At 44.3% G+C, this 26,064-nt stretch carries 25 protein-coding genes; 16 read left to right on the top strand and 9 right to left on the bottom strand.

What is annotated here, in order from left to right:
* Positions 1 to 7: 7 nt before the first annotated feature.
* The 3 genes from ACIGBN_RS10540 to ACIGBN_RS10530 all read right to left on the bottom strand — a co-directional run bounded on the left by ACIGBN_RS10540 (position 8) and on the right by ACIGBN_RS10530 (position 2,692).
* Positions 8 to 988, bottom strand: a complete 981-nt coding sequence (locus ACIGBN_RS10540) for an MDR family oxidoreductase (RefSeq protein WP_396665301.1) — start codon at positions 986 to 988, stop codon at positions 8 to 10.
* 71 nt (positions 989 to 1,059) lie between these two features.
* On the bottom strand, positions 1,060 to 1,734 hold the full coding sequence (locus ACIGBN_RS10535) for a TetR/AcrR family transcriptional regulator (protein WP_207923331.1): 675 nt from the start codon (positions 1,732 to 1,734) through the stop codon (positions 1,060 to 1,062).
* A gap of 79 nt (positions 1,735 to 1,813) precedes the next feature.
* Positions 1,814 to 2,692, bottom strand: coding sequence for an AraC family transcriptional regulator N-terminal domain-containing protein (locus tag ACIGBN_RS10530; RefSeq protein WP_396665298.1), 879 nt, complete (start codon positions 2,690 to 2,692; stop codon positions 1,814 to 1,816).
* Between the two features lie 185 nt (positions 2,693 to 2,877).
* Here ACIGBN_RS10530 and ACIGBN_RS10525 point away from each other — a divergent pair, with 185 nt between their 5' ends.
* The 14 genes from ACIGBN_RS10525 to ACIGBN_RS10460 all read left to right on the top strand — a co-directional run bounded on the left by ACIGBN_RS10525 (position 2,878) and on the right by ACIGBN_RS10460 (position 16,435).
* Positions 2,878 to 3,936 carry an NAD(P)-dependent alcohol dehydrogenase gene (locus ACIGBN_RS10525; protein WP_133002245.1) on the top strand — a complete coding sequence of 353 codons (1,059 nt, stop codon included), beginning with the start codon at positions 2,878 to 2,880 and terminating at the stop codon, positions 3,934 to 3,936.
* 933 nt (positions 3,937 to 4,869) lie between these two features.
* On the top strand, positions 4,870 to 6,759 hold the full coding sequence (mnmG, locus tag ACIGBN_RS10520) for a tRNA uridine-5-carboxymethylaminomethyl(34) synthesis enzyme MnmG (RefSeq protein WP_133002244.1): 1,890 nt from the start codon (positions 4,870 to 4,872) through the stop codon (positions 6,757 to 6,759).
* Between the two features lie 38 nt (positions 6,760 to 6,797).
* Complete coding sequence (gene rsmG, locus ACIGBN_RS10515) at positions 6,798 to 7,424, top strand: 16S rRNA (guanine(527)-N(7))-methyltransferase RsmG (protein ID WP_133002243.1); 627 nt, start codon at positions 6,798 to 6,800, stop codon at positions 7,422 to 7,424.
* A 6-nt stretch (positions 7,425 to 7,430) separates the two neighbouring features.
* Entirely contained in the window at positions 7,431 to 8,213 is a 783-nt protein-coding gene (locus ACIGBN_RS10510; protein WP_133002242.1) for a ParA family protein, read from the top strand.
* A gap of 46 nt (positions 8,214 to 8,259) precedes the next feature.
* Positions 8,260 to 9,141, top strand: a complete 882-nt coding sequence (locus tag ACIGBN_RS10505; RefSeq protein ID WP_133002241.1) for a ParB/RepB/Spo0J family partition protein — start codon at positions 8,260 to 8,262, stop codon at positions 9,139 to 9,141.
* Between the two features lie 180 nt (positions 9,142 to 9,321).
* On the top strand, positions 9,322 to 9,726 hold the full coding sequence (locus ACIGBN_RS10500) for an ATP synthase subunit I (protein ID WP_133002240.1): 405 nt from the start codon (positions 9,322 to 9,324) through the stop codon (positions 9,724 to 9,726).
* Positions 9,727 to 9,775: 49 nt separating this feature from the next.
* Positions 9,776 to 10,624 carry a F0F1 ATP synthase subunit A gene (gene atpB, locus ACIGBN_RS10495; RefSeq protein WP_133002239.1) on the top strand — a complete coding sequence of 283 codons (849 nt, stop codon included), beginning with the start codon at positions 9,776 to 9,778 and terminating at the stop codon, positions 10,622 to 10,624.
* A 62-nt stretch (positions 10,625 to 10,686) separates the two neighbouring features.
* Positions 10,687 to 10,944, top strand: a complete 258-nt coding sequence (gene atpE / locus ACIGBN_RS10490; RefSeq protein ID WP_009834415.1) for a F0F1 ATP synthase subunit C — start codon at positions 10,687 to 10,689, stop codon at positions 10,942 to 10,944.
* A 57-nt stretch (positions 10,945 to 11,001) separates the two neighbouring features.
* Positions 11,002 to 11,472, top strand: coding sequence for a F0F1 ATP synthase subunit B (locus ACIGBN_RS10485; RefSeq protein WP_133002238.1), 471 nt, complete (start codon positions 11,002 to 11,004; stop codon positions 11,470 to 11,472).
* Positions 11,473 to 11,483: 11 nt separating this feature from the next.
* The gene (locus ACIGBN_RS10480) at positions 11,484 to 12,020 is read left to right on the top strand and encodes a F0F1 ATP synthase subunit delta (protein WP_396665293.1); all 537 of its coding nucleotides are present in this window, start codon (positions 11,484 to 11,486) and stop codon (positions 12,018 to 12,020) included.
* A gap of 38 nt (positions 12,021 to 12,058) precedes the next feature.
* A complete protein-coding gene (gene atpA, locus ACIGBN_RS10475) occupies positions 12,059 to 13,603 on the top strand; it encodes a F0F1 ATP synthase subunit alpha (protein ID WP_133002236.1) in 1,545 nt (514 codons plus the stop codon).
* 88 nt (positions 13,604 to 13,691) lie between these two features.
* Positions 13,692 to 14,552, top strand: a complete 861-nt coding sequence (gene atpG / locus ACIGBN_RS10470; protein WP_133002235.1) for a F0F1 ATP synthase subunit gamma — start codon at positions 13,692 to 13,694, stop codon at positions 14,550 to 14,552.
* A 28-nt stretch (positions 14,553 to 14,580) separates the two neighbouring features.
* Positions 14,581 to 15,957 (top strand): F0F1 ATP synthase subunit beta, encoded by a 1,377-nt coding sequence (atpD, locus tag ACIGBN_RS10465; RefSeq protein ID WP_133002234.1) that lies wholly within the window; start codon positions 14,581 to 14,583, stop codon positions 15,955 to 15,957.
* A gap of 61 nt (positions 15,958 to 16,018) precedes the next feature.
* Entirely contained in the window at positions 16,019 to 16,435 is a 417-nt protein-coding gene (locus tag ACIGBN_RS10460; RefSeq protein ID WP_133002233.1) for a F0F1 ATP synthase subunit epsilon, read from the top strand.
* Positions 16,436 to 16,526: 91 nt separating this feature from the next.
* Here ACIGBN_RS10460 and ACIGBN_RS10455 read toward each other — a convergent pair whose 3' ends face one another.
* Entirely contained in the window at positions 16,527 to 17,267 is a 741-nt protein-coding gene (locus tag ACIGBN_RS10455; RefSeq protein ID WP_133002232.1) for a TrmB family transcriptional regulator, read from the bottom strand.
* A 131-nt stretch (positions 17,268 to 17,398) separates the two neighbouring features.
* On the opposite strand from ACIGBN_RS10455, the gene tcdA reads away from it, so the two are divergent.
* Both tcdA and ACIGBN_RS10445 read left to right on the top strand, forming a co-directional pair.
* Positions 17,399 to 18,178 carry a tRNA cyclic N6-threonylcarbamoyladenosine(37) synthase TcdA gene (gene tcdA / locus ACIGBN_RS10450; RefSeq protein ID WP_341566367.1) on the top strand — a complete coding sequence of 260 codons (780 nt, stop codon included), beginning with the start codon at positions 17,399 to 17,401 and terminating at the stop codon, positions 18,176 to 18,178.
* A 53-nt stretch (positions 18,179 to 18,231) separates the two neighbouring features.
* Positions 18,232 to 18,687, top strand: coding sequence for a hypothetical protein (locus tag ACIGBN_RS10445; protein ID WP_396665289.1), 456 nt, complete (start codon positions 18,232 to 18,234; stop codon positions 18,685 to 18,687).
* 67 nt (positions 18,688 to 18,754) lie between these two features.
* Here ACIGBN_RS10445 and ACIGBN_RS10440 read toward each other — a convergent pair whose 3' ends face one another.
* The 5 genes from ACIGBN_RS10440 to ACIGBN_RS10420 form a co-directional block, all read right to left on the bottom strand.
* Entirely contained in the window at positions 18,755 to 20,503 is a 1,749-nt protein-coding gene (locus tag ACIGBN_RS10440) for a M14 family metallopeptidase (protein WP_396665287.1), read from the bottom strand.
* On the bottom strand, positions 20,500 to 21,351 hold the full coding sequence (locus ACIGBN_RS10435) for an ABC transporter permease (protein ID WP_396665285.1): 852 nt from the start codon (positions 21,349 to 21,351) through the stop codon (positions 20,500 to 20,502). The genes ACIGBN_RS10440 and ACIGBN_RS10435 overlap by 4 nt, the downstream gene beginning before the upstream one ends.
* Positions 21,352 to 21,353: 2 nt before the next feature.
* Entirely contained in the window at positions 21,354 to 22,277 is a 924-nt protein-coding gene (locus tag ACIGBN_RS10430; protein WP_396665283.1) for an ABC transporter permease, read from the bottom strand.
* A 177-nt stretch (positions 22,278 to 22,454) separates the two neighbouring features.
* Positions 22,455 to 23,981: an ABC transporter substrate-binding protein gene (locus tag ACIGBN_RS10425; protein ID WP_396665281.1), complete on the bottom strand. Its 1,527-nt coding sequence runs from the start codon at positions 23,979 to 23,981 to the stop codon at positions 22,455 to 22,457.
* A gap of 56 nt (positions 23,982 to 24,037) precedes the next feature.
* On the bottom strand, positions 24,038 to 25,858 hold the full coding sequence (locus tag ACIGBN_RS10420) for a dipeptide ABC transporter ATP-binding protein (RefSeq protein WP_396665395.1): 1,821 nt from the start codon (positions 25,856 to 25,858) through the stop codon (positions 24,038 to 24,040).
* Positions 25,859 to 26,064: the final 206 nt, after the last annotated feature.

The following is a 26,064-nucleotide window of genomic DNA, read 5'->3' as shown; positions in this document are numbered from 1 at the left end:
TGCTCTCTTAAAAAGCCACAATGACTCGTCCACGTACTTTACCATCAAGTAAAGCAGAAGCGGTTTTGGCGACGTCATCCAGCGTAATTTCTTGACTAATCGCATCGAAATCTTCCGCTTGTAACAGTTCGCCTAAGCGCTGCCATGCTTCCATTCGATCCGCTAAAGGTCGCATCACACTGTCGATGCCAATCAATTTAACACCACGCAGTATAAAGGGCGCCACAGAAGCAGGGAAGTCGAGACCTTGTGCTAAACCACATGCAGTCACCACACCACCGTACTTGGTGCTGGCACACACATTGACCAAAGTATGACTACCAACACAGTCAATAACCCCAGCCCAACGTTCTTTTTGCAACGGTTTACCTGGCTCAGACAAGGTAGCACGATCAATAACATCGTTTGCACCCAGGCTTTTTAGATACTCTGTTTCTTCCATTCTTCCGGTAGACGCGACCACTTGATAGCCAAGACGGTTTAACAAGCGAATCGCATAACTGCCCACGCCACCGTTTGCGCCAGTCACTAAGATTTCCCCAGAATCCGGTGTCACACCTTGTTTTTCTAATGCTAAAACAGACAGCATTGCGGTGTATCCTGCGGTGCCAACGGCCATCGATTGTTTCGCATCGATACCGCTTGGCAATGGAATAAGCCATTCACTTTTCAGACGCGCTTTTTCCGCCAATCCACCCCAATGCATTTCACCCACACCAAAACCGTTAAGCAGCACCCAATCGCCTTCTTGAAAGCGTTCAGAATCGCTTTGCAGCACTTTACCAACCAAATCGATGCCTGGCACCATAGGAAAAGAACGAGCAATACGACCTTTGCCGGTAATGGCCAACGCATCTTTATAATTTAAGGTGCTGTAAGCAACTTCAACTAAAACATCCCCTTCAGGAAGCTGAGATTCTTCTACATTGCTCAAAGTACAGGTTTGCTGGCGTTCTTCATTTTGATCAATAATCAATGCACGAAACATAAGATCTCCTTTTAGACCGATCGTCTATTTAAATATATAAAAAAACCAAAAGTAGTCTTTTGGTTGGTTTTTTAACGCGATTTGGCTGTAATAGCCTGAATAAAAAATGACAGAAAAACAGTCAACGGCTGAGTACTTTTTATCAGTCGAGTACGATGAACCGCCCCTTCCCAGCCAATCCAAAATGCCTGAGCAGTTTCTTCAAGGCTTCCGGTTAATTGAATGTGTCCCTGTTTTTGCGCTTCCAATAGGCACACAGCCACATGTCGTTGCCAGCTTTCGTAGGTCGCTTGCAGCTGCTCTCGAAACGCATCTGACAGTAATGCAGACTCTTGCTCTAAATTACCAACTAAGCAGCCGCGCTTAAAATCATGGCGCACAATACCGTCTTGAGCATCCTTCGCAAAGCGCTGTAATCGCTCGAGAGGAGGGAAGGCGTCGTCCAATAAAAAACTACTGAGCTTGGCTTCAAAATACCGTCGGTAACGTTCAAGAACCGCTAACCCAAACGCTTCTTTGCTAGCAAAATAGTGATAAAAAGACCCTTTTGGCACCCCAACAGACTTTAAAATCGACTCTATGCCACTGCGGGTAAAGCCTGTTTCCGTCAATACCAACATGCCTGCGCGCAATAGAACTTCACGGGTATCTTGCGTTTCATTTGGGTGTTTTTTCGGACGCCCACGACGCGGCTTGACTGCCCCTTCAAGCACGCTTGTTGTTGGTATGGCTTCGGATCGTAACAAAAAAATTTCCTACCTAATGACATGATGAACTTATAATTTAGACCACTTGTCTATTAAAATCAAATACGCGCTTAAATCATCACAATAATGCGCTTTCTTTTTGTTTGTCTTTGGTCGGAGGGACGCCAAAATAACGCTTATAATCTCGACTAAACTGATGAACACTTTTGTATCCAACGTCTAAAGAAATCTGGCTTACATTTTTAAAGCCTTGATTTAAAAGCATTTGTGATTTTAAAAGACGCAAACGTTTTAAGTATTGTAATGGCGAAGAGCCCGCTATCGTTTTAAAGTGATAATGAAAGCTAGACACACTCATATTGGCTTCTTCCGCAAGTTGCTCAACTCGCACTTCTTGGTCTAATTGTTGATGCAGTTGCTTTAAAGAGTGAACAATTTGAGAAAAGCGTCCTTGGTTTACCACCAAAGCTCGTAATGCGCTGCCTTGTGAGCTTTGCAATGCTTCAAAAATCACTTCACGCAATCGACTTTGCCCCATTATTTTCGCCGTTTTCGGATCATGGAGCGCTTCGACAAGTCGCGTTACAGCCACTTCCATGTTGTCGCTCATGGCGACTGAAGACATGGGAAAATAGGGAACAGATGACGGAATTTCGTCTTCATGGGTATCAATAACCAGCTCAGATAATAATGCAGGATCGATGGTAATCGAAACGCCAAACAAGGGAGCGTCTTCACTGGCGAAAGTTTCGCATTCAAAGGGCAAGGGTAAGGTTTGTACAAGGTAATGGCCGGAATCATAATGAATTTCACGATCGCCTAGATAGCCAATTTTTCGCCCCTGAACAATGATGGTTAAGCCTGGGCTGTAAATAAGCGGCATTCTAGGTATGGATTTCGCACACTTCATTAACCGTACATTTTCAATCAAGCTGTCTGAAAAGCCATCGTCTTCAATAAGAGGTTTGATCAAATCGACTAATTTTGTTTTCGGCATGCATTATCCTTTGATCTACTGTAATCAATAGTAAAAATATAATATTCAAGATTGTGTAGGAAAAGTTAAGTTTGGGCTATTTGGAGGAATTGGCAAAATTATAACAAGAATGCACAACACACAGTAGGCTTTCATCTTTTACACTGCATGGCACATATCCCATCATAATTATTTGAGAGAGCATTATGAGCCAAGCAAAAGCGTACGCAGCCCGTTCTGCAACAAGCCCTTTAGCCCCCTTTACTTTTGAACGTCGCGCATTGCGTGATAATGACGTTAATATCGATATTCTGTATTGCGGTGTTTGCCACTCAGACATCCATGTCGCAGAAAGTGATTGGGGACCAAGTGAATACCCAGTCGTACCTGGTCATGAAATCATTGGCCGCGTGACAGAAATTGGCAGTCGTGTCAGCAAATACAAAGTAGGCGATCTTGTTGGTGTTGGCTGTATGGTCGACTCTTGCCAAACTTGCCCATCTTGTCAGCAAAATTTAGAACAATACTGCGATGCGGGCATAAAAGGAACGTACGGCGCCCGTGACATGATTGATGGCAGTCTAAACCATGGTGGTTATTCTGATCATATTATCGTACGCGAAGAATTTGTTTTATCGATTCCTGAAGCATTGGATATCAGCAAAGCCGCGCCACTATTATGTGCAGGTATCACCACTTATTCTCCATTGCGTCATAATGGTGTGAAAGCTGGAGACAAAGTTGGCGTTATCGGTATGGGCGGTTTGGGCCATATGGGCGTTAAATTCGCGAAAGCACTTGGCGCTGAAGTGACCATTTTTACCCGTTCTGAAAGCAAAGTCAGCGAAGCCAAACAACAAGGCGCCGACCATGTTATTGTTTCGACCGACGACGCTCAAATGCAAGCGGCCGCTTCTAGCTTTGATTACTTGTTAGATACCATTCCAGTACAACACGACTTGAACCCTTACCTTAATGTTTTAAAAGTCGACGGAACGCATATTTTGGTTGGTCTAATAGAGCCTATTGAACCTGCGCTTCACACTGCTAATTTGATTTTGAAACGTCGAGTACTCACTGGATCATTAATTGGTGGTATCGCAGAAACGCAAGAAGTGTTGGATTTTTGTGCGGAACACAATATCGAGTGCGATGCTGAAATGATCAAGATTCAAGACATCAACGAAGCCTACCAGCGAATGAAAAAAGGCGATGTGAAATATCGTTTCATTATAGACATGAAAAGTTTAAAAGAAGACGCTTAAAAAAACGGCTTAATCCCACGCTAAAGGCGTAACCGTTTACATCAAAAGCACCAGATTGAAGACGACCTTTTTAAGACAAGGTCGATCATGTCATGATGGTGCTTTTTATTATCCCACCACTGACCATCGAAGCGAACCTATCGCTGCACACTGCTTACCGCATTTCTGCCCTATGCCTAATGGACCTTTACTCATAATGTCGCCCGATTGTTGGCGATGAGACAGGGGTTGTTGCCAACATCTTGGGAATGTCTAAACGCCTATCGGGCCGTCAACAGTCCATGGCTGCAAAGTAAAACCGTATAAAAGTTACTCACAATTTAACAAAATCGAGACTTTCATCCTTTCTCCACAATCTCTTCTGCATGTTGAAAACATGGAAAAAGCAGAATTATTCACATATCACTTTCTACAGAAATTAAGGAAATCTAATTTTTTTTGATTTTTTACTTGTGGATAGTTTTTATAGGAAAGAGCCATAAAGCCATGTTAATAAAACAACAAAAACCTTATTTAACATAAAGATACGTTAAAAACACTCAAAAAACACGCTTGTTGATAAGTATGGTGATAGGTTCATAAGAAGTTTTGCACAGTTTTTAACAACTCAGAGGTAAAAAAATCGCCGTGTATAACTACCCCTTTTATACACAGGCTCAGGTTATCCACACCACAAGATAACCCGCCCTGTCTTAACAAGTTGTTATCGCTGTAAAATCATAATTTATATGAATATTTTTAAGTTATCCACTGATTTTAGGCTGCTATATAAACATAACAAACATAAAAAGACATATATATAATATACTTATATTAATATTGATGACCGGGTAATGGGCTCTAGCGTCGCTTTCTTTTTCAAAATTAGCCGATATACTAAGCGCCCTGATTCGAGTTGTTCGTTTTTTATTCATTTTTTATTCCGAGGTTCCCGTGGATTTCCCAACCCGCTTTGATGTGATTGTGGTCGGTGGTGGACACGCTGGTACGGAAGCTGCTTTAGCCGCTGCACGTATGGGTGTGAAAACGTTATTGTTGTCCCACAACATTGAAACTTTAGGACAAATGTCCTGTAACCCTGCTATCGGTGGTATCGGGAAGTCCCACTTAGTAAAAGAAATTGATGCTTTAGACGGTGCTATGGCACTGGCTACAGATAAAGCTGGCATTCAATTTCGTACTTTGAATTCTCGTAAAGGTCCTGCAGTGCGAGCGACTCGTGCTCAAGCGGATCGTATTCTTTATAAAGCCGCTATTCGCTACCAATTGGAAAACCAAGAAAATCTTTGGTTATTCCAACAATCTGCTGAAGATCTTATTGTTGAAGATGGCGAAGCAAGAGGGGTTATCACTCAAACTGGTATCCGCTTTAACAGTAAAACGGTTGTGTTAACAGCTGGAACATTTTTAGGCGGCATTATCCACGTTGGTTTACAAAACCACGCGGGTGGGCGAGCCGGTGATCCACCATCAATAGGTTTGGCTGAAAAGCTACGCGCTTTGCCATTTCGTGTAGACCGTTTGAAAACAGGTACGCCACCACGTATTGATGCGCGTTCTGTTGATTTTTCTCAAATGCAGGCGCAGCCAGGTGATGACACCACTCCTGTGATGTCCTATATGGGCAACCGTGGAATGCACCCACGTCAAATTGAATGCTTTATTACTCATACCAATGAAAAAACACACGATATTATTCGTAGTGGTATGGATCGTTCTCCTATGTACACAGGTGTGATTGAAGGTGTTGGCCCACGTTACTGTCCTTCTATTGAAGATAAAATCGTGCGTTTTGCGGATAAAAACTCTCATCAGATTTTTATTGAGCCAGAAGGTTTAACCACTCACGAACTTTATCCGAATGGCATTTCAACGTCTTTGCCATTTGATGTGCAAATTGAGCTAGTTCGCTCAATGAAAGGCATGGAAAATGCTCATATCATTCGTCCTGGTTACGCTATTGAGTACGATTACTTCAATCCTCAAGACCTAAAATACTCTTTAGAAACCAAGCACATGCCTGGTTTGTTCTTCGCTGGTCAAATCAATGGTACAACCGGTTATGAAGAAGCGGGTGCACAAGGTTTGTTGGCTGGGATTAACGCTGCGCGTCTTGCTCAAGACAAAGACGCTTGGACGCCTCGCCGTGATGAAGCCTATTTAGGTGTGTTGGTGGATGATTTGATCACCATGGGAACCAAAGAACCTTATCGAATGTTCACCAGTCGAGCGGAATACCGTTTGATTCTTCGTGAAGACAATGCAGACATGCGTTTGACTGAAAAAGGCCGCGAACTTGGGTTGGTTTCAGACGCTCGTTGGGAACAATTCTGTAAAAAACGCGAAGCCATTGAACTGGAAACTCAGCGTTTAAAATCCAGCTGGATTGTGCCTAATTCACCTGAAGCAGACGTTATAAACCCTAAGCTTGAAACGCCAATAACCCATGAATACAGCTTATTGGATTTATTGAAACGTCCGAATGTGGTTTACAGCGATATTGCCAATTTGAAGAATGCGCCAGAAACTCCGGTTGATGAACAAGTGTCTGAGCAAGTTCAAATCGCGGTGAAATACGCCGGCTATATTACTCGTCAAGCGGAAGACATTGAGCGCTTACGCCGACAAGAGAATACCGAATTACCTGCGGATCTGGATTATAGCAAGATGGAAGGTTTGTCTAATGAGATCAAGCAAAAGCTGACTCAATCCCGTCCAGCAACGCTTGCAGCGGCATCTCGTATCCAAGGTGTCACGCCTGCGGCAGTATCCTTACTATTAATTCACTTGAAAAAACGTGCGATTGCACGCAAAAGTGCCTAGAATCAGCAGCCGATAACGCCTTTTAATTGGATTCGACTGTGACTCACTTTGATGCCATTCAAAAAGGCGCCCAACAAATGGGCGCCGATTTATCTGATACAACGATTCAAACGCTGGTAGATTACCTTGCTATGTTCCAAAAATGGAATAAGGCCTACAATCTTACTGCGATTCGAGATGTTGATCAGATGATTTCATTACATCTACTTGATAGCTTAGCCACTTTGCCCTTTATTACCGGAGACGACATCATCGATGTGGGAACCGGTCCTGGCTTACCTGGTATGGTGCTTGCTATTTGTTTTCCTGAAAAACGTTTTACTTTGCTCGACAGCAACGGCAAAAAAACCCGTTTTCTAACCCAAGTTAAAATGGAACTGGGCATTAATAATGTCACGGTTGCTAATGAGCGCGTTGAGAAACACGCTTATCAAGGTCACTATGATCATGTTATTTCTCGAGCCTTTGCTTCGCTTCAAGACATGATAAACTGGACCTTGCCGCTACCAAAGGACACAGGTAACTTTTTGGCTATGAAAGGGGTATACCCTAGTGAAGAGCTTGCTGGGTTGCCGTCTGGAGTAGAGGTCATCCATATCGAACCGCTCAATGTGCCAACCATACATGCCGAGCGTCATATGGTCGTGATGGCACGTAAAGGATAAATAACCATGGCGAGAATAATCGCAGTCACGAATCAAAAAGGTGGGGTGGGTAAAACCACAACCTGCGTCAATTTGGCCGCTTCTTTAGCGGCGATGAAACGCCGTGTGCTTTTGATCGATCTCGACCCTCAAGGTAACGCCACAACGGGAAGTGGATTAATCAAAGATCAGCTAGAAACCAGTGTCTTTGATGTATTGGTTGGTAGTCATGGGGTGAAAGAAGTCATGAAAGTCGTGATGGAAGACACCCCTGATCCAGGTAAATATTGGGTGCTACCGGCCAATGGTGATTTAACCGGGGCTGAAGTTGCCTTGTTGGATTTACCGAGTAAAGAAACCCGTTTACGGGCGGGACTTTACGAAGTCGATAATGACTTTGATTATATTTTGTTAGATTGTCCGCCTGCATTAAACATGTTGACCGTCAATGCGTTGGCGGCTTCGCAAGGCGTATTGATTCCTGTGCAATGCGAATATTACGCTCTTGAAGGGCTTACTGCGCTGTTGCAAACCATAGAGCATATTACTCGTGCGCTGAACCCTTCATTGGAAATTGAGGGTATTCTGCGAACTATGTATGATCCTCGGCCCAGCTTAACGCACGATGTGTCAGGCCAACTGCAAAAGCACTTTGGCAGTAAGGTTTACGATACGGTAATTCCAAGAAATATACGTCTTGCTGAAGCGCCGAGTTACGGGCTTCCAGTGCTGCATTATGAAAAACAATCTCGTGGTGCCATTGCTTATCTCGCACTCGCGGGCGAGTTTATTAGAAAAACGCACTCTTAGAGTGCGAGCATAGCGATTATACTGATTTCAATTAAGGTGTTAGAAGATGACGATGAAAAAAAGAGGCTTAGGTCGCGGTTTAGATGCCTTGTTAGCACCGCAGGCCACGACGACCGAATCACAGACACCTTCTGGTAGTGAGCCTATTAAGGGCTTAACCTATTTGCCTGTAGAGTGGCTTTCTAAAGGTAAGTTTCAGCCTCGTCGTGATATGAACCCTGCCTTGTTGGATGAGTTGGCGTCTTCGATTCGAACTCAAGGCATCATGCAGCCGATCGTGGTTCGTCCAAATGGCACAAATCAGTATGAAATTATTGCTGGTGAGCGTCGTTGGCGGGCGGCTAAATTAGCCGACCTGACTCAAGTGCCGGTCATTGTTCGTCATGTTGAAGATTCGGATGCCGTGGTATTAGCGTTGATTGAAAACATTCAACGTGAAGACTTAAACCCTGTTGAAGAAGCATTAGCACTGCAACGTTTAGTTGAGGATTTTCACCTAACTCAGCAGCAAGTTGCTGATACCGTTGGTAAATCTCGTTCTACCGTGGCCAATTTATTGCGTTTATTGGGACTTTCTCCTGAGGTGCGTCGTTTATTAGAACACGGTGATATTGAAATGGGGCACGCACGTGCTTTGTTACCCTTAGAGCAAGAAAAACAAATACAGGCTGCCTCTCAAGTGGTGACTAAATCTTTGTCAGTTCGTGAAACTGAACGTTTAGTGAAACTACTTCAAGCCCCTGAAAACACAGAGAAAAATACGCCTGCCTTACCTGATTTTAACGCCGAAGCTGAGAAAATTAGTCAGTCTATAAACGCTTCTGTAAAAATTCAGCCGTCCGCAAAAGGCAAAGGAAAAGTGGTTATTGAATACCGCAATCCTGAGCATCTTGAGCTACTGATCAGTGAGCTCTTTACGAAAAAATAAAGTAATTTTATGACAAGTTGATTTTCCCATCTGGACATAATTACTAAGAAGTGGTGAGAGTGGTCAGTTTCGGTTGATCACAGCTTCTAATACTCATATAATGCGTCGAATTTTAGAATTGAGGGAAGAAAATGCACCTTCCTTGCTTTATTTTGGTGCATCGCAAAAAGGTAGTAGAAAATGACTAACAAGAAGCCTTTAACAGCGACAGCGTTGCTTCTTGCTAAGAAACAATCGGTCATTCGCTTCATATTTTTGCAGATTCTTTTCGTTTTCTTCATTTCTTTGGGAATTTTTTGCTTTCTTAGTGGTCTCTACGGGTACTCTTTTGTACTGGGGGCTCTTTGCAGTTTGGTTCCTAATATTTACATGGCATGGCGTGTCTTTGGTTATCGAGGAACTCGCCCAGCTAAGGATGTCGTAAGAGCATTCTATAAAGGAGAAACCGGTAAGTTGGTTTTGACAGCGGTGTTATTGTCGCTGGTTTTTCTTTTTATTAAACCCTTAGCGGCAGGCAGTTTTTTTGCTGGCTTTGGTGTTGCGATTTTGAGTCATTGGCTCAGCCCTTTTGTACTGAATAAGTAACCGTACAGAAGGTTAAGATTTTAATCATTGAAAGAGCGTGGATATAAATATGGCAATTGAAAGTCCAACGACTTCCGCATACATACAACACCACCTTCAGAATTTGACTTTTGGTCAGCATCCTGATGGTTCGTGGGGTATTGCCCATAGTGCTAAGGCAGCGTCGGAAATGGGGTTCTGGGCAATTCATTTAGACACAATGGCGGTTTCTATCGCACTTGGTGTTCTATTTTTGTGGTTGTTTCGCATGGCAGCAAAGAAAGTGTCTGCAGATACACCGTCTGGATTGCAAAACTTTGTTGAATTGATGGTGGAGTTTGTTGACGGCAGCGTCAAAGAAACCTTCCATGGAAAAAATAAAGTCATTGCTCCACTGGCGTTAACCATTTTCGTTTGGGTGTTCTTAATGAACGCGATGGACTTGGTTCCAGTCGACTTTTTGCCTGTTTTGGCAAATTGGGTTGGGGTTAACCTGTTTGGCGCAACCGACGGTCATGTGTACTTCAAATTTGTCCCTACGACAGATGTGAATGCGACCTTGGGTATGTCTCTTTCGGTTTTTGCTTTGATCATTTACTACAGCATCAAAGTAAAAGGCGTGAGTGGTTTTGTTGGTGAGTTAACATTACAGCCGTTTGGCAAATGGATGATTCCTTTCAACTTGTTACTTGAAGGTGTTGGCCTGCTTGCGAAGCCTGTGTCATTGGCATTGCGACTATTTGGTAACTTGTATGCCGGTGAATTGATCTTTATCTTGATCGCTGTTCTGCCTTGGGGCTTGCAGTGGGCGCTTTCTGTGCCTTGGGCAATCTTCCATATTTTGATTATCGTGCTTCAGGCCTTCATCTTTATGATGTTGACCATTGTGTACCTAAGCATGGCACACGAAGAGCATTAAAAAAGAGTTCTTTAGTTATACTTATTTCTTGAATCTAAAACTGTGAAAATGTAGGAGTTAAAATGGAAACTGTAGTTGGTCTTACTGCGATTGCTGTAGCCCTTCTTATCGGTCTAGGTGCCCTAGGTACTGCGATTGGTTTTGGTCTACTAGGTGGCAAATTCTTGGAAGGCGCTGCGCGTCAACCAGAGATGGTTCCAATGCTGCAAGTTAAAATGTTCATCGTAGCGGGTCTTCTTGACGCCGTAACTATGATCGGTGTAGGTATCGCATTGTTCTTTACTTTCGCGAATCCTTTTGTTGCTCAGGTCGCTGGTTAAGATTCTGCGACACTTTGCAGAAACTATTTATAAACGACTTAGAGCGAGGATATTAGCGTGAATTTAAATCTCACACTTGTAGGCCAAGCTATCTCGTTTGCGATTTTTGTCTGGTTCTGCATGAAATATGTGTGGCCACCAGTTATTGCTGCGCTCGAAGAGCGTAGCAAAAAAATTGCAGACGGTTTGGAAGCAGCGAACCGTGCTTCACGTGATTTAGAGTTAGCTCAAGAACAAGCTGCTCAAACATTACGCGAAAGCAAGGAACACGCGGCCGAGATTATTGAACAAGCCAACAAACGTGCGAACCAAATGATCGACGAGGCGAAAGAGCAGGTAATTGCCGATGGCAAGCGTCTGCGCGAAGCGGCTCAAGTAGAAATAGAACAAGATGTTGTGCGTGCTAAAGAAGCATTGCGAGCTCAAGTTTCTGTTCTTGCTTATGCCGGTGCCGAGAAAATTTTGGGTGCCACTATTGACGAAAAAGCACATAGCGAGATCGTTGAACAACTCGCCAAAGAGCTTTAAGCGAGGGTCTAATGGCTGAATTAAAAACAGTCGCGCGACCGTACGCTAAAGCGGCTTTTGAAGTAGCTCGTGAGCAAGGTCATGTAACAGAGTGGGCTAGTATGTTGAACATATTAGCGTCTGTTACCTCTGAACCTAAGCTTAAGATCGCACTTCAGAACCCTGCTTTTAGTGCGGAAGAGAAGGCAAACGCTCTAGCGGAAGTTTGTGCTGAAGTAACGACAGAACAAGGTAAAGCATTTTTGCTTAACCTTGCAGAGAACAAGCGTTTATTGCTGTTACCTGCTATTTCAACGTTATTTCAAGAGTTCAAATTGAACTTCGAAAAAGCAGTAGATGTTAAATTTACTTCAGCGTTCGAGTTATCAACTGAACAAGCACAATCATTAGCCGCTTCGTTGGCGAAAAAGTTAGATCGTACGGTCAACTTAACCAATGAAACAGACGCGAGCCTAATTGGTGGCGTGGTTATCCGTACCGGTGACTTAATCATCGACGGTTCAGTACGCGGTAAATTAGCGAAACTGGCCGAGGCGATAAACTCCTAGTATTTCGTTAAATCGAAAACAGGGTTGAGGAATTTAGCATGCAGCAACTGAATCCATCTGAGATCAGCGAGATTATCAAGAAGCGCATCGAGAACCTTGATGTTTCTTCTGATGCCCAGAATGAAGGCACAATTGTCAGCGTGGCAGACGGTATCGTTCTGATCCACGGTTTGGCAGACGTAATGTACGGGGAAATGATTGAATTCCCTGGTGGTATTTTTGGTATGGCTTTGAACCTAGAGCGTGACTCTGTAGGTGCGGTTGTACTGGGTCAATACCAAGACCTTGTAGAAGGTCAAAAAGTTAAATGTACAGGTCGTATTCTGGAAGTTCCAGTGGGTCCTGAACTACTAGGTCGTGTTGTTGACGCATTGGGTCACCCAATCGACGGCAAAGGCGCGATCGACACTAAATTGACAGATAAAGTTGAGAAAGTGGCACCGGGCGTTATCGCTCGTCAGTCCGTTGATCAACCTATCCAAACTGGTTACAAGGCGATCGATGCCATGGTTCCAGTGGGTCGTGGTCAACGTGAGTTGATCATCGGCGACCGTCAGATTGGTAAAACGGCGTTGGCTATCGACACTATCATCGCTCAGAAAGACAGCGGTATTAAGTGTGTATACGTAGCCATCGGTCAGAAGCAATCTACTATTGCTAACGTTGTACGTAAGCTTGAAGAAGCTGGCGCAATGGAATACACCACGGTTGTCGCAGCCGGCGCATCTGATCCAGCAGCAATGCTTTATCTTGCTCCATACACTGGCTGTACAATGGGTGAATACTTCCGTGACCGCGGTGAAGACGCATTGATCGTATATGATGATTTGACGAAACAAGCTTGGGCTTACCGTCAAATCTCATTGCTACTACGTCGTCCACCAGGTCGTGAAGCGTACCCAGGTGATGTGTTCTACCTTCACTCTCGTCTTCTAGAACGTGCTTCACGCGTAAGCGTTGAATACGTTGAGAAGTTCACCAATGGTGAAGTGAAAGGCAAAACAGGTTCTTTGACTGCATTGCCAATCATCGAGACTCAAGGTGGTGACGTATCTGCTTTCGTACCAACGAACGTTATTTCCATCACTGATGGACAGATCTTCCTTGAAGCGAGTGCATTCAACGCGGGTATTCGCCCAGCAATGAACGCAGGTATCTCGGTTTCTCGTGTAGGTGGTGCAGCGCAAACTAAGATCGTTAAGAAACTAGGCGGTGGTATTCGTCTGGCCTTAGCTCAGTACCGTGAATTGGCGGCATTCGCTCAGTTCGCATCTGACTTAGATGAAGCAACTCGTAAGCAGTTAGAGCACGGTAAACAGGTTACAGAACTGATGAAACAGAAGCAGTTCTCTCCAATGCCTGTCGCTGACATGGGCGTAGTCCTTTACGCTGCTAATGATGGCTACCTTGAAGATGTTGAAACAAGCAAGATTGGCAGTTTTGAAAGCTCTCTAATCAGCTACATGAACAGCGAACACGCTGACCTTATGGCTGATATTAACAAAACTGGTAATTTTAACGGCGAGATTGAAGCGACATTTAAAGCGGCAATCGAGAAGTTTAAAGCGACACAAACTTGGTAATGAGCTTGGTGATAGGCTGTTAACGCAGTCCATCACCAGTCTTTCTTTGCAGTTTGTGAAATAACATTCTCACAAGGGCAGTTCTATTATGGCAGTCGGAAAAGAGATACGTACTCAGATTTCGAGCATTAACAATACGCGTAAAATTACTCGTGCTATGGAAAAAGTAGCAGCAAGTAAGACGCGTAAAGCTCAGGATCGTATGGCCGCTTCTCGTCCGTATGCGGAACGAATTCGCCAAGTAGTTGGTCATTTGGCCAACGCGAATCCTGAGTATAAACACCGTTACCTTACCGAGCGTGAGGCGAAGCGTGTTGGTTATATCGTAATCTCTTCTGATCGTGGTTTATGTGGTGGTTTGAACTTTAATGTGTTCAAAGCAGCATTAAAAGGAATGAAACAGCAAGCTGACGCTGGTGTCGAAATTGACATCTGTGCGATTGGCGGTAAAGCCGTAACATTCTTTCGTAACTACGGCGGAAACGTAACAGCAGCCTTCACTGGTTTGGGTGATGCACCTAAAGCAGACGACTTAGTCGGTAGTGTGAAGGTGATGCTTGATGCATTTGATGAAGGTCGCATTGATCGTCTTTATGTGGTTTCAAATGAGTTCGTGAACACCATGACTCAGACCCCTAAAGTCGAGCAGCTTTTGCCATTGAAAGCAGAAGAGAATACAGAGTTAAAGCACCACTGGGATTACATCTATGAGCCAGAAGCCGTTGAAATTCTAAACGAGTTATTGGTTCGCTACATTGAATCTCAAGTATATCAATCTGTCGTTGAAAACATTGCGTGTGAACAAGCAGCTCGTATGCTTGCTATGAAGAACGCAACCGACAACGCAGGCGATATCATTGATGAATTGCAGTTGGTGTACAACAAGGCTCGTCAAGCAGCGATTACTCAGGAAATTTCTGAGATAGTCAGCGGCGCGGCAGCGGTTTAAGGTATTTAGGTATTAAGAGGATCCGAACATGAGTAGCGGACAAATCGTACAGATTATCGGTGCGGTTATCGACGTGGAATTCCCACGTGATAATGTGCCAAAAGTATATGATGCCCTTACCATCGAGGGTAAAGAGTTGGTGTTGGAAGTTCAACAACAACTAGGCGACGGTGTTGTTCGTACCATCGCCATGGGTTCCACTGACGGCATGAAACGTGGCTTGATTGTTGAAAACACAAACAAACCAGTTTCTGTACCAGTTGGTACTCAAACACTAGGACGTATTATGGACGTTCTAGGTAATCCAATTGATGAAAAAGGCCCAATTGGCGAAGAAGAGCGTTGGTCAATTCACCGTGCTGCTCCTTCTTATGCTGATCAGTCTTCTAGCAACGAATTGCTAGAAACAGGAATCAAGGTTATCGATCTTGTTTGTCCTTTCGCGAAAGGTGGTAAAGTTGGTCTGTTTGGTGGTGCCGGTGTAGGTAAAACCGTAAACATGATGGAACTTATCCGTAACATCGCAATCGAGCACAGCGGTTACTCTGTATTCGCTGGTGTTGGTGAGCGTACTCGTGAAGGTAACGATTTCTACCATGAGATGACGGATTCGAACGTAATCGATAAAGTATCTCTTGTATACGGTCAAATGAACGAGCCACCAGGTAACCGTCTTCGTGTTGCTTTGACTGGTTTGACTATGGCTGAGAAATTCCGTGACGAAGGTCGTGACGTACTTTTCTTCGTAGATAACATCTACCGTTACACGCTTGCTGGTACGGAAGTATCTGCATTGCTAGGTCGTATGCCATCTGCGGTAGGTTACCAGCCTACACTTGCTGAAGAGATGGGTGTTCTTCAAGAACGTATCACCTCTACTAAGACTGGTTCTATCACGTCTGTCCAAGCGGTATACGTACCTGCGGATGACTTGACTGACCCGTCTCCAGCAACAACCTTCTCTCACTTGGACGCAACCGTTGTATTGTCTCGTGACATCGCATCTTTGGGTATCTACCCAGCGATCGATCCTCTTGACTCTACTTCACGTCAGCTTGACCCTCTGGTTATCGGTCAAGAGCACTACGACGTAGCACGTGGCGTACAAATGGTATTGCAACGTTACAAAGAGCTTAAAGACATCATCGCAATCTTGGGTATGGACGAGTTATCTGAAGAAGATAAGCAAACGGTTAACCGTTCTCGTAAAATCCAGCGTTTCTTGTCTCAGCCTTTCTTCGTAGCAGAAGTCTTTACTGGCGCACCAGGTAAGTATGTTTCTTTGAAAGATACTATCCGCGGCTTTAAAGGCATTTTGGATGGTGAGTTTGATGACCTTCCAGAACAAGCGTTCTACATGATTGGTAGCATCGACGAAGCCGTCGAGAAAGCTAAGAAACTTTAACCATCACGCGAAGCAAGAGCGTTTAGGCGTTCTTGCTTAGTCTGACTAAGAGAGGCAACTTATGGCTATCACAGTACACTGCGATATCGTAAGCGCTGAACAAGAGATCTTTAACGGTACCGTTAAATCTCTTGTGGCTGCAGGTGATTTTGGTGATCTGGGTATTATGCCTGGTCATGCGCCATTATTGACGACTCTGCAACCAGGTCCTGTTCGTGTGGTTAAAGAAAATGGTGACGAAGAGATCATCTTCGTGTCCGGTGGCTTCCTAGAAGTTCAACCGCACCGTGTCACCGTCTTGGCCAACACGGCCATTCGTGCAAGAGATCTTGACGAAGAGGCGGCACTAAAAGCGAAGCAACATGCTCAAGAGCTTTTAGCCAACCAAAAACCTGATGTTGACTATTCTCGTGCAACAGCGGAATTGGCAGAAGCCATGGCTCGCTTGCGTACTATCCAGCAGTTCCGCCATCAATAAGCGAAACGCTGGATCTGAACAGTCTAAAAAGCAGCCCTAGGGCTGCTTTTTTATGTCTTGTAAAAGACGAATGAAAGTACACAGAGAAGGGTTACAGCATCTTCCAAAGCGTATCGAAGATGATTTGTTGAGCCTTGGCGATGTCTTGAGACTCTAGTACGACAGCGGAAGGGAAGTTGTTGCTGGCGAGAGAAATAATCGCACACTTAGGCGGATAGATTGCAATGTAGCTGGCGTCTACCGGGCCTTCGGTTTTGATCCACTTACGTTCTGATAATTCCGCTTCTTCACCACCTTCTCCTAATGCGATGACTTTTACGTTAATGCCTAGCTTTACACGTTGTTTGGTGTAGTTCGGAAACGGACGATATAGGTAAGGGCGAATCGGTTTAGATGAAAACACGCAATATTCTTTATGGTCTTGTTGCGATACGACGTTTAAAATGTCGCGCAATACCCACTCTATGCCATCGTCACCCTCATAATAGCGAACGTCAGTATGGTGATAATCCGGCTGCTGTTGGCTTAAATTGGGAATGATAGTGCTTTTGAGTGACTCAATGGTTTTGTCTAATTGGAGGCGTTTGTCTTCCGCGAGACTGAGCAAAATATCTGGATTTTCCGCCATAAAAAAGCGGCGTTTCCCTTTTGGAAAATAACTGATCACCCCTTTGCTCTGCAATTGTTTAAGCGCTTCATAGGCGGTACCACGGTTAATACCGCTGTGTTCAGCTATGTCTCGAATAGACGAAGGTCCAAGCTTCAACAAAGTTTGGTAGAGCTGTGTTTCTCTCGGGGTGAGACCGAGTTGTTCAAAAGCATGTTGGATCATAAGAGTCACAAAAACCAAATATCAATAGTAGGGTGCAGAATACTCGCCCGTTTGTGTTGGTGTAAAGGCATGGAACAAGACATTTAATAAGTGATAAAACGCAAAGCACTGTTTTTTGCGAGGAGTAGAAAGTGACTGACGATCAACGATTTGGCGGAATTCGCCGTTTATATGGTGATGCGGCCTACCTGACTTTTTCTCAAGCACACGTCTGTGTGGTGGGCATTGGTGGCGTTGGTTCGTGGGCTGCAGAAGCCTTAGCGCGCTCGGGTATTGGTAAAATTACGCTTATCGACATGGATGATATTTGTATCACCAACACCAATCGCCAAATTCATGCATTAGACGGCAATATCGGCCAATCAAAAGTGGATGTGATGAGCCAACGCATTGGCCTGATTAATCCAAACTGTGAAGTAACGGTGGTAGAAGACTTTATTACCCCTGAAAACCTCTCTGAGCTGCTTGCAGAGCAATTTGATTACATTATTGACTGCGTTGATAGCATTAAGCCAAAAGCCGCTCTAGTGGCTTGGTGTAAGAGCAACAAGCGTTCTGTTATCACGATTGGTGGTGCTGGCGGACAAACCGATCCGACCAAAATTCAGACCGCGGATCTGGCAAAAACGATTGGCGATCCATTAGCGGCGAACTTGCGTAATTTTTTACGTCGTTATTATAACTTCAGTCGAAATACCAAACGCCGTTTTCACATTGAATGTGTGTATTCCATTGAGCAGTTGAACTACCCACAAGGCGACGGCACGGTTTCTAAAACGAGACTGAAAGGGGATACAGAAACCAAAATGGGGTGTGATACTGGTTTTGGTGCAAGCACCGCAGTGACCGCTACTTTTGGTTTTGTTGCGGTGTCAAAAGTGCTCGAAAAATTAGCAAAATCGGACCAATAAACCTTTAATATTTCTTATCTATATTGATCAATCCATTGTGAAAGAGACCGACTATGAGCTTGTCAGAAACAACAAAACCCACCGTAATCTATGGTGAAAAAGGCGCGAATCTGTCTTTTCGAATTATTCGTTATGCACTGATGTCTTGCTTGCCATTGCTGGCGGTGTGTATTTACGTGAACAACTATTTCTTGATCGTCCCCGTATTATTGTTGATAGGCTCACGCTACATGACAGCAAAGTACTGGAAAAACACACCTTACGTGGTGTTTAAAAATGAGCTGTTTGAGGTTAAACCGTCAAAAGTTACCGTTGTAAAAGCGATTCACTACAAAGACGTGGTGAGCATACAAGAGCACAAACGTGCTTGGTCTGTGGACTACAAAGACAACGGCAAGGAAAAACAAGTGGTGATTGTGAAGTTTTGGCTAACACCCGAAGGCATTGAGCGTATTCGCACGGAGCTGGATCGCCATGTATCTAGCGTGGTAATGCCTTTTCAGCCATAAAGAAAAAGCGAGTAGGCGCCGTTACTAGAAAGCCGCGACAAGCAGGCTGCCTAGTAACGGCGTTTAGTTATCTAGACGACAGTATTTGATGCGCTTTATAAGCCGCTAATACTGTGGCGGTTTGTACATTGTGCCCTGCTATAAAGTGCTCACCATAAAGGGTTTCATCAGGGTATTCTGTGATGAGTTGTAAAGGAATATCTCCCTCTTTGCTGTGCGATATTAGGCAAGGAAAACTATTAATAATGCGAAACATTGAGTCTCCAGCATGGACTTTATAAAGCTCAATTTGCTTGTCATTAAACGCCAGTACGCCAGGCAGTTTGACTAGCTCTAATGTAACCTGATGAATAAATTCCTCGGCATAAGCTGACCATTCGGGATTAGAGTTATGGCGTAGAATTAAGAAAAAGCCTTTTGGTATCGTCCACATAGTAAAGCCGTGGGGAACATAGCCCGAAAAGGGGCGTGTCCATTCATGGGATGGATAGCCATGTAGATTGATGTGCAATTTAGCTTGGCTTATAGCACGTGCTTTATGGCGAATTTCTTTTTCATAAAATGGAGCTTCGATTCGATATTCTAAGTCATCACCGAGCGCTGTATAGCGAGCAGCATGATGCATATGACATGGGTTATCGTTAATTAATCTCTGATGCAGCGCATACCCGTCAGGGTTTTCTAATGGTGAAATGGTAAAATGGCTGTTTGGTTGCTCATTTAAATATTGTGCGGCACGTAATGTTCCAACGACACCTGTCGTTTCATTAGCATGCTGTCCACCGCTTATCATCACAGGAAAGTCAGTGCCATAGTGATAGCGGGCTTGAATGGCTTGGCCTGTGATCGTGCTTGCGGTGAACTCAGTCCCTTCAATAAGTGCCAGCTCTGCGCTAACTTGCGCCATGCTTAAGGGAGCACTGGCCTTTTCTAAAATCTGCAAACTGTGTGTTTTATTGATCTGATAAGGTCGTGTTTCTATGCTTAGGCTAAGAGATGAGTTTGCCGAATAGGTAATTTCTGGGACTATTTGTCCTGGTTGACCTTCTCGGTCGGTTGGTAGGTAGCCTTGTTTTACCTTAAACCATTCCAGTATTGAGAAATATAAGTCTTCATGTAAGGCCTCACTGAGGCTAATAACCTCGTGTTGGTAAGCCAAAGGAAACTCTTTCCAAGGTAACGAAACCTGAATATTAAGTTCTTCAAAGTAAGGACTATTTTCTCCCCATGAATGCTCAGAGACCGCTTTCATCGCCGAACTAAAAAGCATCTCGTAATCTGTTATTAGACGCTTATTTTCTAGGTTTTCTCCTTGCGGATTGACGACTTTTAGCCAACCGCATGGCGATAAATGTTGTTGACCTATAACATCCAGATGCAAGTAGTTTGGCGCAAACACATGATAGGAAAGTGGCGTTGCATCTAGTCTATATAAGGTGACTTTGTAGAAATCGACACTGTCTTTATTTTCGCTAAAATTTACTGGTGCTTCGAGCAACGCCGCTAACGGGTAAGTTTCTAATAAAAATCGTTTTTCTGAGGCGGATTTATGGACAGGATAGGCTACTTCAACAGAGGTTAGCGTACTCAAATCCAGCGCTAATTCTTCTAAGAAAAAGTGTAATAGCGGTTTGTAGGCGCTGCGTATTTTAGCCTTTACGCCGACCTCTAATAAGCGTGTTTCCAGTTGTTGACGCTGCTCTTTGTCGGCAAAGATCCAAGCTTCAACCTCTTGTCCTTGACACTCAGGATGCGAGAATTTCTCGATCAACTGCTCTGTGGTTGGTATGAAGTTTGTCGAAAATATATGGTTCATCGTGACGTTCTACCTGTTGGATCAAGACTGTCTCGTAACCAGTCACCTAGTAGATTTAGGCCTAATACGGTGAGCAAAATAGCTAATCCTGGGAAGAGGCTGACCCACCATGCATTTTGAATATAGGTTCGGCCGTCAGCTAGCATACCGCCCCAGCTAGGGGTTAATGGGTCCACGCCTAATCCAAGAAAAGTCAAACTACTTTCTAACAGAATGTTATTGGCGACGTTTAAGGTCATCAGTACGATAACAGGGCCAATTAGGTTAGGCAGTAGATGACGGAATAGAATGCTAAAGTTACTAACGCCGATAGCTTGTGCGGATTGGATAAATTCACGGTCTCTCAATGATAGAACCGAGCCGCGAACTAGCCTAGCGTACTGTACCCATTGGGAAAGAATAAGCAGAATGATCATATTGCCTAAACCTCCACCGACAATCGCGATGAAAGTGATGGCTAAAAGTATGAAAGGCATCGCTAATTGAACATCCGCAAAACGCATGACAATTACGTCCCAGAAACCGCGATAATAGCCAGAAATTAAGCCCATAATAACGCCTAGAACAACCGCGCCAGCAACAGATAAAAAACCCACTTGCAGAGACACTTTGCCACCGGCTACCACTCGCGCGAAGATATCTCGGCCCAGCGGATCGGTACCAAATAGGTGGTCTGGGTTAATAAAAGGACCGAGTAAACGTGCCGACAAGTTGATTTTATCGGGACTTTGGAACAGCAAATCTGAAAAAATCACTAAAAAGCAAATACCACCAGTGAGCAGAGCTCCGACAATAAATTCCATGCTGTTGTATCTGGATAAATGAGCACTAAAACGATGTTGAGACATGACTACTCCGTGCGAATACGTGGGTCAATTAAGCCATACGCAATATCAACCAAGAGGTTAACGCTTACGATGAGCATGGATAAAATAGTGATAACAGCTTGCAGTACCGGATAGTCGCGGCCACTTACTGCATCGAAGGCAAGAGTGCCTAAACCTGGCCAATTAAAAACCCGCTCAATGACGACAATGCCGCCTAACAGGCCGCCGAATTGCAAACCAAAATAGGTAATAAGCGGAATCGCACAGTTACGTAGGGCGTGTTTATAAAGCACAGTGTTTTCACTGAGTCCTTTTGCCCTTGCTACCATGATGTATTGGGATTGCAGAGTTTCTAGCATGGAAGAGCGTACTAGTCGGACGTTTGTTGCGACTAAAATAATGGCCATAGTAAAAGCCGGCATAAGGAAGCTGGAAAAGCCATACATACCGCTTGGTGGTAGCCACTGTAGCCAGATAGAAAAAATCAATACCAGCATCAGAGCTAGCCAAAAATTGGGAAAAGATAGACCGATTAATGAAGAAATTCGGATCACCTGGTCAGCCCACTTTCCTTTAGACACGGCAGCTTTGATACCCAACGGAATTGAGATAACAATGGAGATGACCATGACAGAAGCCGCCAGCATAACAGTGGCAGGTAACGCAGTGCTGATGAGCTGATAAACTGGAGTTCCGCCTAAAAAGCTACGCCCAAAATCAAAATGAAAAAGGCCTGACAGAAATTCAAAATACTGAACAAAAAAGGGCTTATTAATACCTAATGATTCTCGAATCATCGCCAAATCTGCTTCTGTGACACTGCCAGCACCTTGTGTCAGCATAAGCGCAGGATCGCCGGTTAGGCGAATTGCAAAAGCCACCAGTAAGGTGACGGCAAGCAGTACGAATATTGCTTGTAAAAGTCGTTTTATTAAAAAGTTTACCATTCCCTTTTCCCTTATAAAGCCAGCTTCTAATAAGGCTGCCTTTTCAGCATTAAGAGAGTGACATCCCTCATTTAACGCTGAATACTGTGTTATGAATTGAGATAGCCCCCGTTTAAAAGCGCTTAAATCGGATGTTTAAACGGGGACGTTAGTGCCTCTTTTTACTTGGCGCTCACGTTACTCGACGCTCACGTCGGTAAATCGCAAGCGGTTGTCAGCAACCGGCACAAAGCCTTTGACCCTATTGGATACCGCATAAATGGCATTTAGGTTGTAAAGTGGCATTTCTAATGACTGGTCCACTGTGTATTTCGCAATGGATTTGAGAATGGACTCTCGTTTATCTCGGTCGGTAATATCGCGTTGAGATTCTAATAATGCATCGAGTTTTGGATCGCTGTCATAAGGGTTCCATTTTTCCCCTGAGTGGTACATGAAGTAGGCGGTATTGTCATAATCGAGGGTCCAACCCCCCCATGATTGTTGAAACATTTCACCGGTTTTACCTGCTGGAATAATGTCATTTAGCAACACGCTTGTTTCATATGGTTTGATAGTGGCGTTTACGCCAATGATTTGCAGATAACTGGCAATGGCTTGAGTCACCTCATTAAAGGTTGGATCATTACCGCGAATATCTATTTGGATCTTGGTGCCAGGTTTAACACCAGCCTCTTTTAACAGCTTCATGGCTTGTGATGGATCATAAGCCAGTGGTTTCATCTTTGGATCATTACCAAATGAGATTGAGCTTTGGAAGCTACTAATTGGTTCTGCTTGACCGGCTAAAATAGAGTCAATGATGGCTTGACGGTCAACCCCGTAAATTAAGGCTTTTCTGACTTTCGCATCTTTAGTGATGCCTCGCTGAGTATTAAAGCGCAGAGCGTAGACACTCGGACTCACGGTAGATATAACCTTTAAATCTGGGTCTTGCTCGATAGTCGAAATCATACCAATGGGGATATTGGGGGTAATCAGGTCTATGCGTCCGGATTGAAGCTCAGCTACTGCGGTAGAAGGCTCGCTGATAAAGCGGTAGTTAAGATTGGAGATCTTAGGAGCTTTGCCCCAAAAGTGTTTATTCGCTTCTAATTTGACGCCTACTTTTGGTTGATAAGACACCACTTTAAAAGGGCCTGTTCCAATAGGGTGGCTATTGAAATACGCATCGCCTTTTTCTTTAATGTATTTCGGCGGCACTATCATGGCGCCATAACCTGCTAGTTTGGTTAATAGTACAGGATCGGGTGCGCTCAGGTGAAAATCAACGGTATAGTCATCAATCACTTCTACAGAATCAATACTGGAGTAATTGGAGCGTTGTGGGCCTTTTCTGCCTTCGTCACCCATAAGTCGGTCAAAGGTAAATTTTACGGCAGCCGCGTTAAACGCCTCACCATTTTGAAAGGTCACGCCTTTACGCAAATGAAAACGAATACGCTTGCCCTGATCAAGCTGTTGCCAAGATGTCGCCAGCCCTGGCTGCAGTTTTAGGTCTGTATCACGATAGGTTAGGCCATCATAAATATTGGTGGCCACCGCGGCCCAGCTGACGAGAAAGGTATCGATTGGGTCCCAGCTGCCAGGGTCTTGTGAAGAGGAGACGGTTAGCGTTCCTGTGGCATTTGCTGTGGCGGTGGCTAAGCAACTTGCGATAGCAATACTTTTTAGCATTGTCCTTAAAGGTGATCTTTTGTTCATTATTCATTGCTCCGTTAATTTGTGATAAATGGCATTATTATTGTTGTAGTTAGTTATTAGGCTTCAGCGACAAAGTGTCCTGGTGTTATTTCTATATGGGGCACTATGCTGGGTTCATTATCGACACGTCGTACTGGGCTTGGAATTTCCCCAGTTAGCCGTTTTGAGCGCCTTGTGACAGTCGGGTCTGCAACGGGAACCGCACTGAGCAGGCGTTGGGTATAAGGGTGTGTTGGGCTTTCAAGAACCTGCTGGCGTGAGCCAAGTTCTGCAACTTGACCAAGATATAACACAGCTACCCTGTGGCTCATTTTTTCAACTACCGCCATGTCATGACTAATAAACAAATAAGCGATACCAAACTCTTCTTGTAGCTCCATAAAAAGGTTAATGATCTGAGCTTGAATAGAAACATCGAGCGCTGAAAGCGCTTCATCGGCAATGATTAATTTAGGATTTGAGGCCAACGCTCGGGCAATACAGATGCGTTGTCGTTGGCCACCAGAAAATTGATGAGGGTAGCGCTTGGCATGTTCAGCGGTTAAGCCGACTCGTATTAATAGCTCTTCAACTCGTTTTTTGATCTTCTCTTCACCACGGATTAAATCGTGAGTTTTGATCGGTTCAGCAATGGAAAAACCTATGGTTTTTCTTGGGTCTAGCGAGGCTAAAGGGTCTTGGAAAATATATTGGATTTCTTGATGCAGTCTTTTCTTATCGACTTTGCTCATTGTCGCGAATGGTGTTCCTTCAAAGCTGATCTCACCGCTGGTGGCTTTTTGCAGCTGTTGAATAGTACGACCTATGGTGGATTTCCCCGAGCCTGATTCACCGACTAAGGCTAAGGTTTCGCCGCGAAATATATCAAAGCTTACATTCTCTACCGCATGTACCCTATGGGTCACCTTGCCCCATAAATTTTTCTTACTATCAAAACGCGTGACCAAATTACGTACGCTAAGCAGAGGTTTTTCATCGTAATTGGCGGTTTTCTGAGAGACTTCCTCACCGACTAAACACGCTGAGCCATTCTTCATTATGGTAATGGGAAAACGCTTCGGGAAGGCCTCGCCAGTCATACTACCTAGCTTAGGAACAGCGGATAACAAAGCTTGGGTATAGGGGTGTTGAGGGCGTGCAAAGAGCTCTTTAACTGGGCCGTTTTCAACCTTTTCACCTTGCCACATAACGACCACATCGTCGGCTATTTCTGCCACAACACCCATGTCATGGGTGATGAAGATGACGGCCATATCGAGCTCTTTTTGCAAATCATGCAGAATGGTCAAAATCTGAGCTTGAATGGTAACGTCTAGGGCGGTGGTAGGTTCATCCGCGATCAGTACTTTAGGGCGGCACGCGAGGGCCATGGCGATCATGACTCGCTGCCTCATACCGCCAGAAAGCTGATGTGGGTAGCGGTTCAGCATGTCTTCGGCATCCGGTAAACGCACCATCTTTAGTAGCTGTATGCTTTCTTTTCTTGCTTCTTCTTTGCTGAGTTTTTTATGTAACGCGAGGGATTCAGAGATTTGATTACCAATGGTAAAAACAGGATTAAGGGAGGTCATGGGTTCTTGAAATATCATCGCGATGTCTTTGCCGCGGATGCGCCTCATTTCATTCTGTGACTGGGAGAGCAAATCCACTTCGCCATTGCCGCTGGAGAACAAAATGCGCCCAGCTGGATAGGTGGCACCATTTGTTTCTGCCAAACGCATAATAGATTGAGAAGTAATGGATTTACCGGAACCCGACTCACCTACGATAGCCAGTGTTCGTCCAGGCATGACGGAAAAACTTAAATCATTGATAACACGTGAGGTGCCGAACTCAACAGATAGATTTTCGACTGTTAATATGGGAGTAGGTGAAATGTCTGCCACGAAGTAATCCTTATTATCAAAGCGCTTTTACTATGAGTACGTTAGTTTTATGGCCTGTTGCTAAGAGAGATGCGTGAGGCCTGTTACCGTCTTTTACGCAGGAGCGTATTTTTCTGTACTTTAATAATGTGAATTTATATCCATGACATCCACTTATATTATTGTATAGTTGATAACTAAATATTATTGAAAAGGCG

This window comes from Marinomonas sp. NPDC078689, assembly GCF_044542435.1.
GTDB lineage: Bacteria > Pseudomonadota > Gammaproteobacteria > Pseudomonadales > Marinomonadaceae > Marinomonas > Marinomonas arenicola.
The sequence above is the reverse complement of the archived record's forward strand: the minus strand, read 5'-3'. Positions and strand labels throughout refer to the sequence as shown.

What these genes read in the sequence shown, in the direction of transcription:
- ACIGBN_RS10440 (WP_396665287.1), bottom strand. Translation starts at nt 20,503, where the DNA reads ATGAACCATATATTTTCGACAAACTTCATACCAACCACAGAGCAGTTG.
- ACIGBN_RS10430 (WP_396665283.1), bottom strand. Translation starts at nt 22,277, where the DNA reads ATGGTAAACTTTTTAATAAAACGACTTTTACAAGCAATATTCGTACTG.
- ACIGBN_RS10455 (WP_133002232.1), bottom strand. Translation starts at nt 17,267, where the DNA reads ATGATCCAACATGCTTTTGAACAACTCGGTCTCACCCCGAGAGAAACA.
- ACIGBN_RS10435 (WP_396665285.1), bottom strand. Translation starts at nt 21,351, where the DNA reads ATGTCTCAACATCGTTTTAGTGCTCATTTATCCAGATACAACAGCATG.
- ACIGBN_RS10530 (WP_396665298.1), bottom strand. Translation starts at nt 2,692, where the DNA reads ATGCCGAAAACAAAATTAGTCGATTTGATCAAACCTCTTATTGAAGAC.
- ACIGBN_RS10445 (WP_396665289.1), top strand. Translation starts at nt 18,232, where the DNA reads ATGAGCTTGTCAGAAACAACAAAACCCACCGTAATCTATGGTGAAAAA.
- ACIGBN_RS10500 (WP_133002240.1), top strand. Translation starts at nt 9,322, where the DNA reads ATGACTAACAAGAAGCCTTTAACAGCGACAGCGTTGCTTCTTGCTAAG.
- ACIGBN_RS10525 (WP_133002245.1), top strand. Translation starts at nt 2,878, where the DNA reads ATGAGCCAAGCAAAAGCGTACGCAGCCCGTTCTGCAACAAGCCCTTTA.
- ACIGBN_RS10460 (WP_133002233.1), top strand. Translation starts at nt 16,019, where the DNA reads ATGGCTATCACAGTACACTGCGATATCGTAAGCGCTGAACAAGAGATC.
- atpG (WP_133002235.1), top strand. Translation starts at nt 13,692, where the DNA reads ATGGCAGTCGGAAAAGAGATACGTACTCAGATTTCGAGCATTAACAAT.
- ACIGBN_RS10510 (WP_133002242.1), top strand. Translation starts at nt 7,431, where the DNA reads ATGGCGAGAATAATCGCAGTCACGAATCAAAAAGGTGGGGTGGGTAAA.
- atpD (WP_133002234.1), top strand. Translation starts at nt 14,581, where the DNA reads ATGAGTAGCGGACAAATCGTACAGATTATCGGTGCGGTTATCGACGTG.
- ACIGBN_RS10480 (WP_396665293.1), top strand. Translation starts at nt 11,484, where the DNA reads ATGGCTGAATTAAAAACAGTCGCGCGACCGTACGCTAAAGCGGCTTTT.
- ACIGBN_RS10505 (WP_133002241.1), top strand. Translation starts at nt 8,260, where the DNA reads ATGACGATGAAAAAAAGAGGCTTAGGTCGCGGTTTAGATGCCTTGTTA.
- atpE (WP_009834415.1), top strand. Translation starts at nt 10,687, where the DNA reads ATGGAAACTGTAGTTGGTCTTACTGCGATTGCTGTAGCCCTTCTTATC.
- atpB (WP_133002239.1), top strand. Translation starts at nt 9,776, where the DNA reads ATGGCAATTGAAAGTCCAACGACTTCCGCATACATACAACACCACCTT.
- atpA (WP_133002236.1), top strand. Translation starts at nt 12,059, where the DNA reads ATGCAGCAACTGAATCCATCTGAGATCAGCGAGATTATCAAGAAGCGC.
- ACIGBN_RS10425 (WP_396665281.1), bottom strand. Translation starts at nt 23,981, where the DNA reads ATGAACAAAAGATCACCTTTAAGGACAATGCTAAAAAGTATTGCTATC.
- ACIGBN_RS10540 (WP_396665301.1), bottom strand. Translation starts at nt 988, where the DNA reads ATGTTTCGTGCATTGATTATTGATCAAAATGAAGAACGCCAGCAAACC.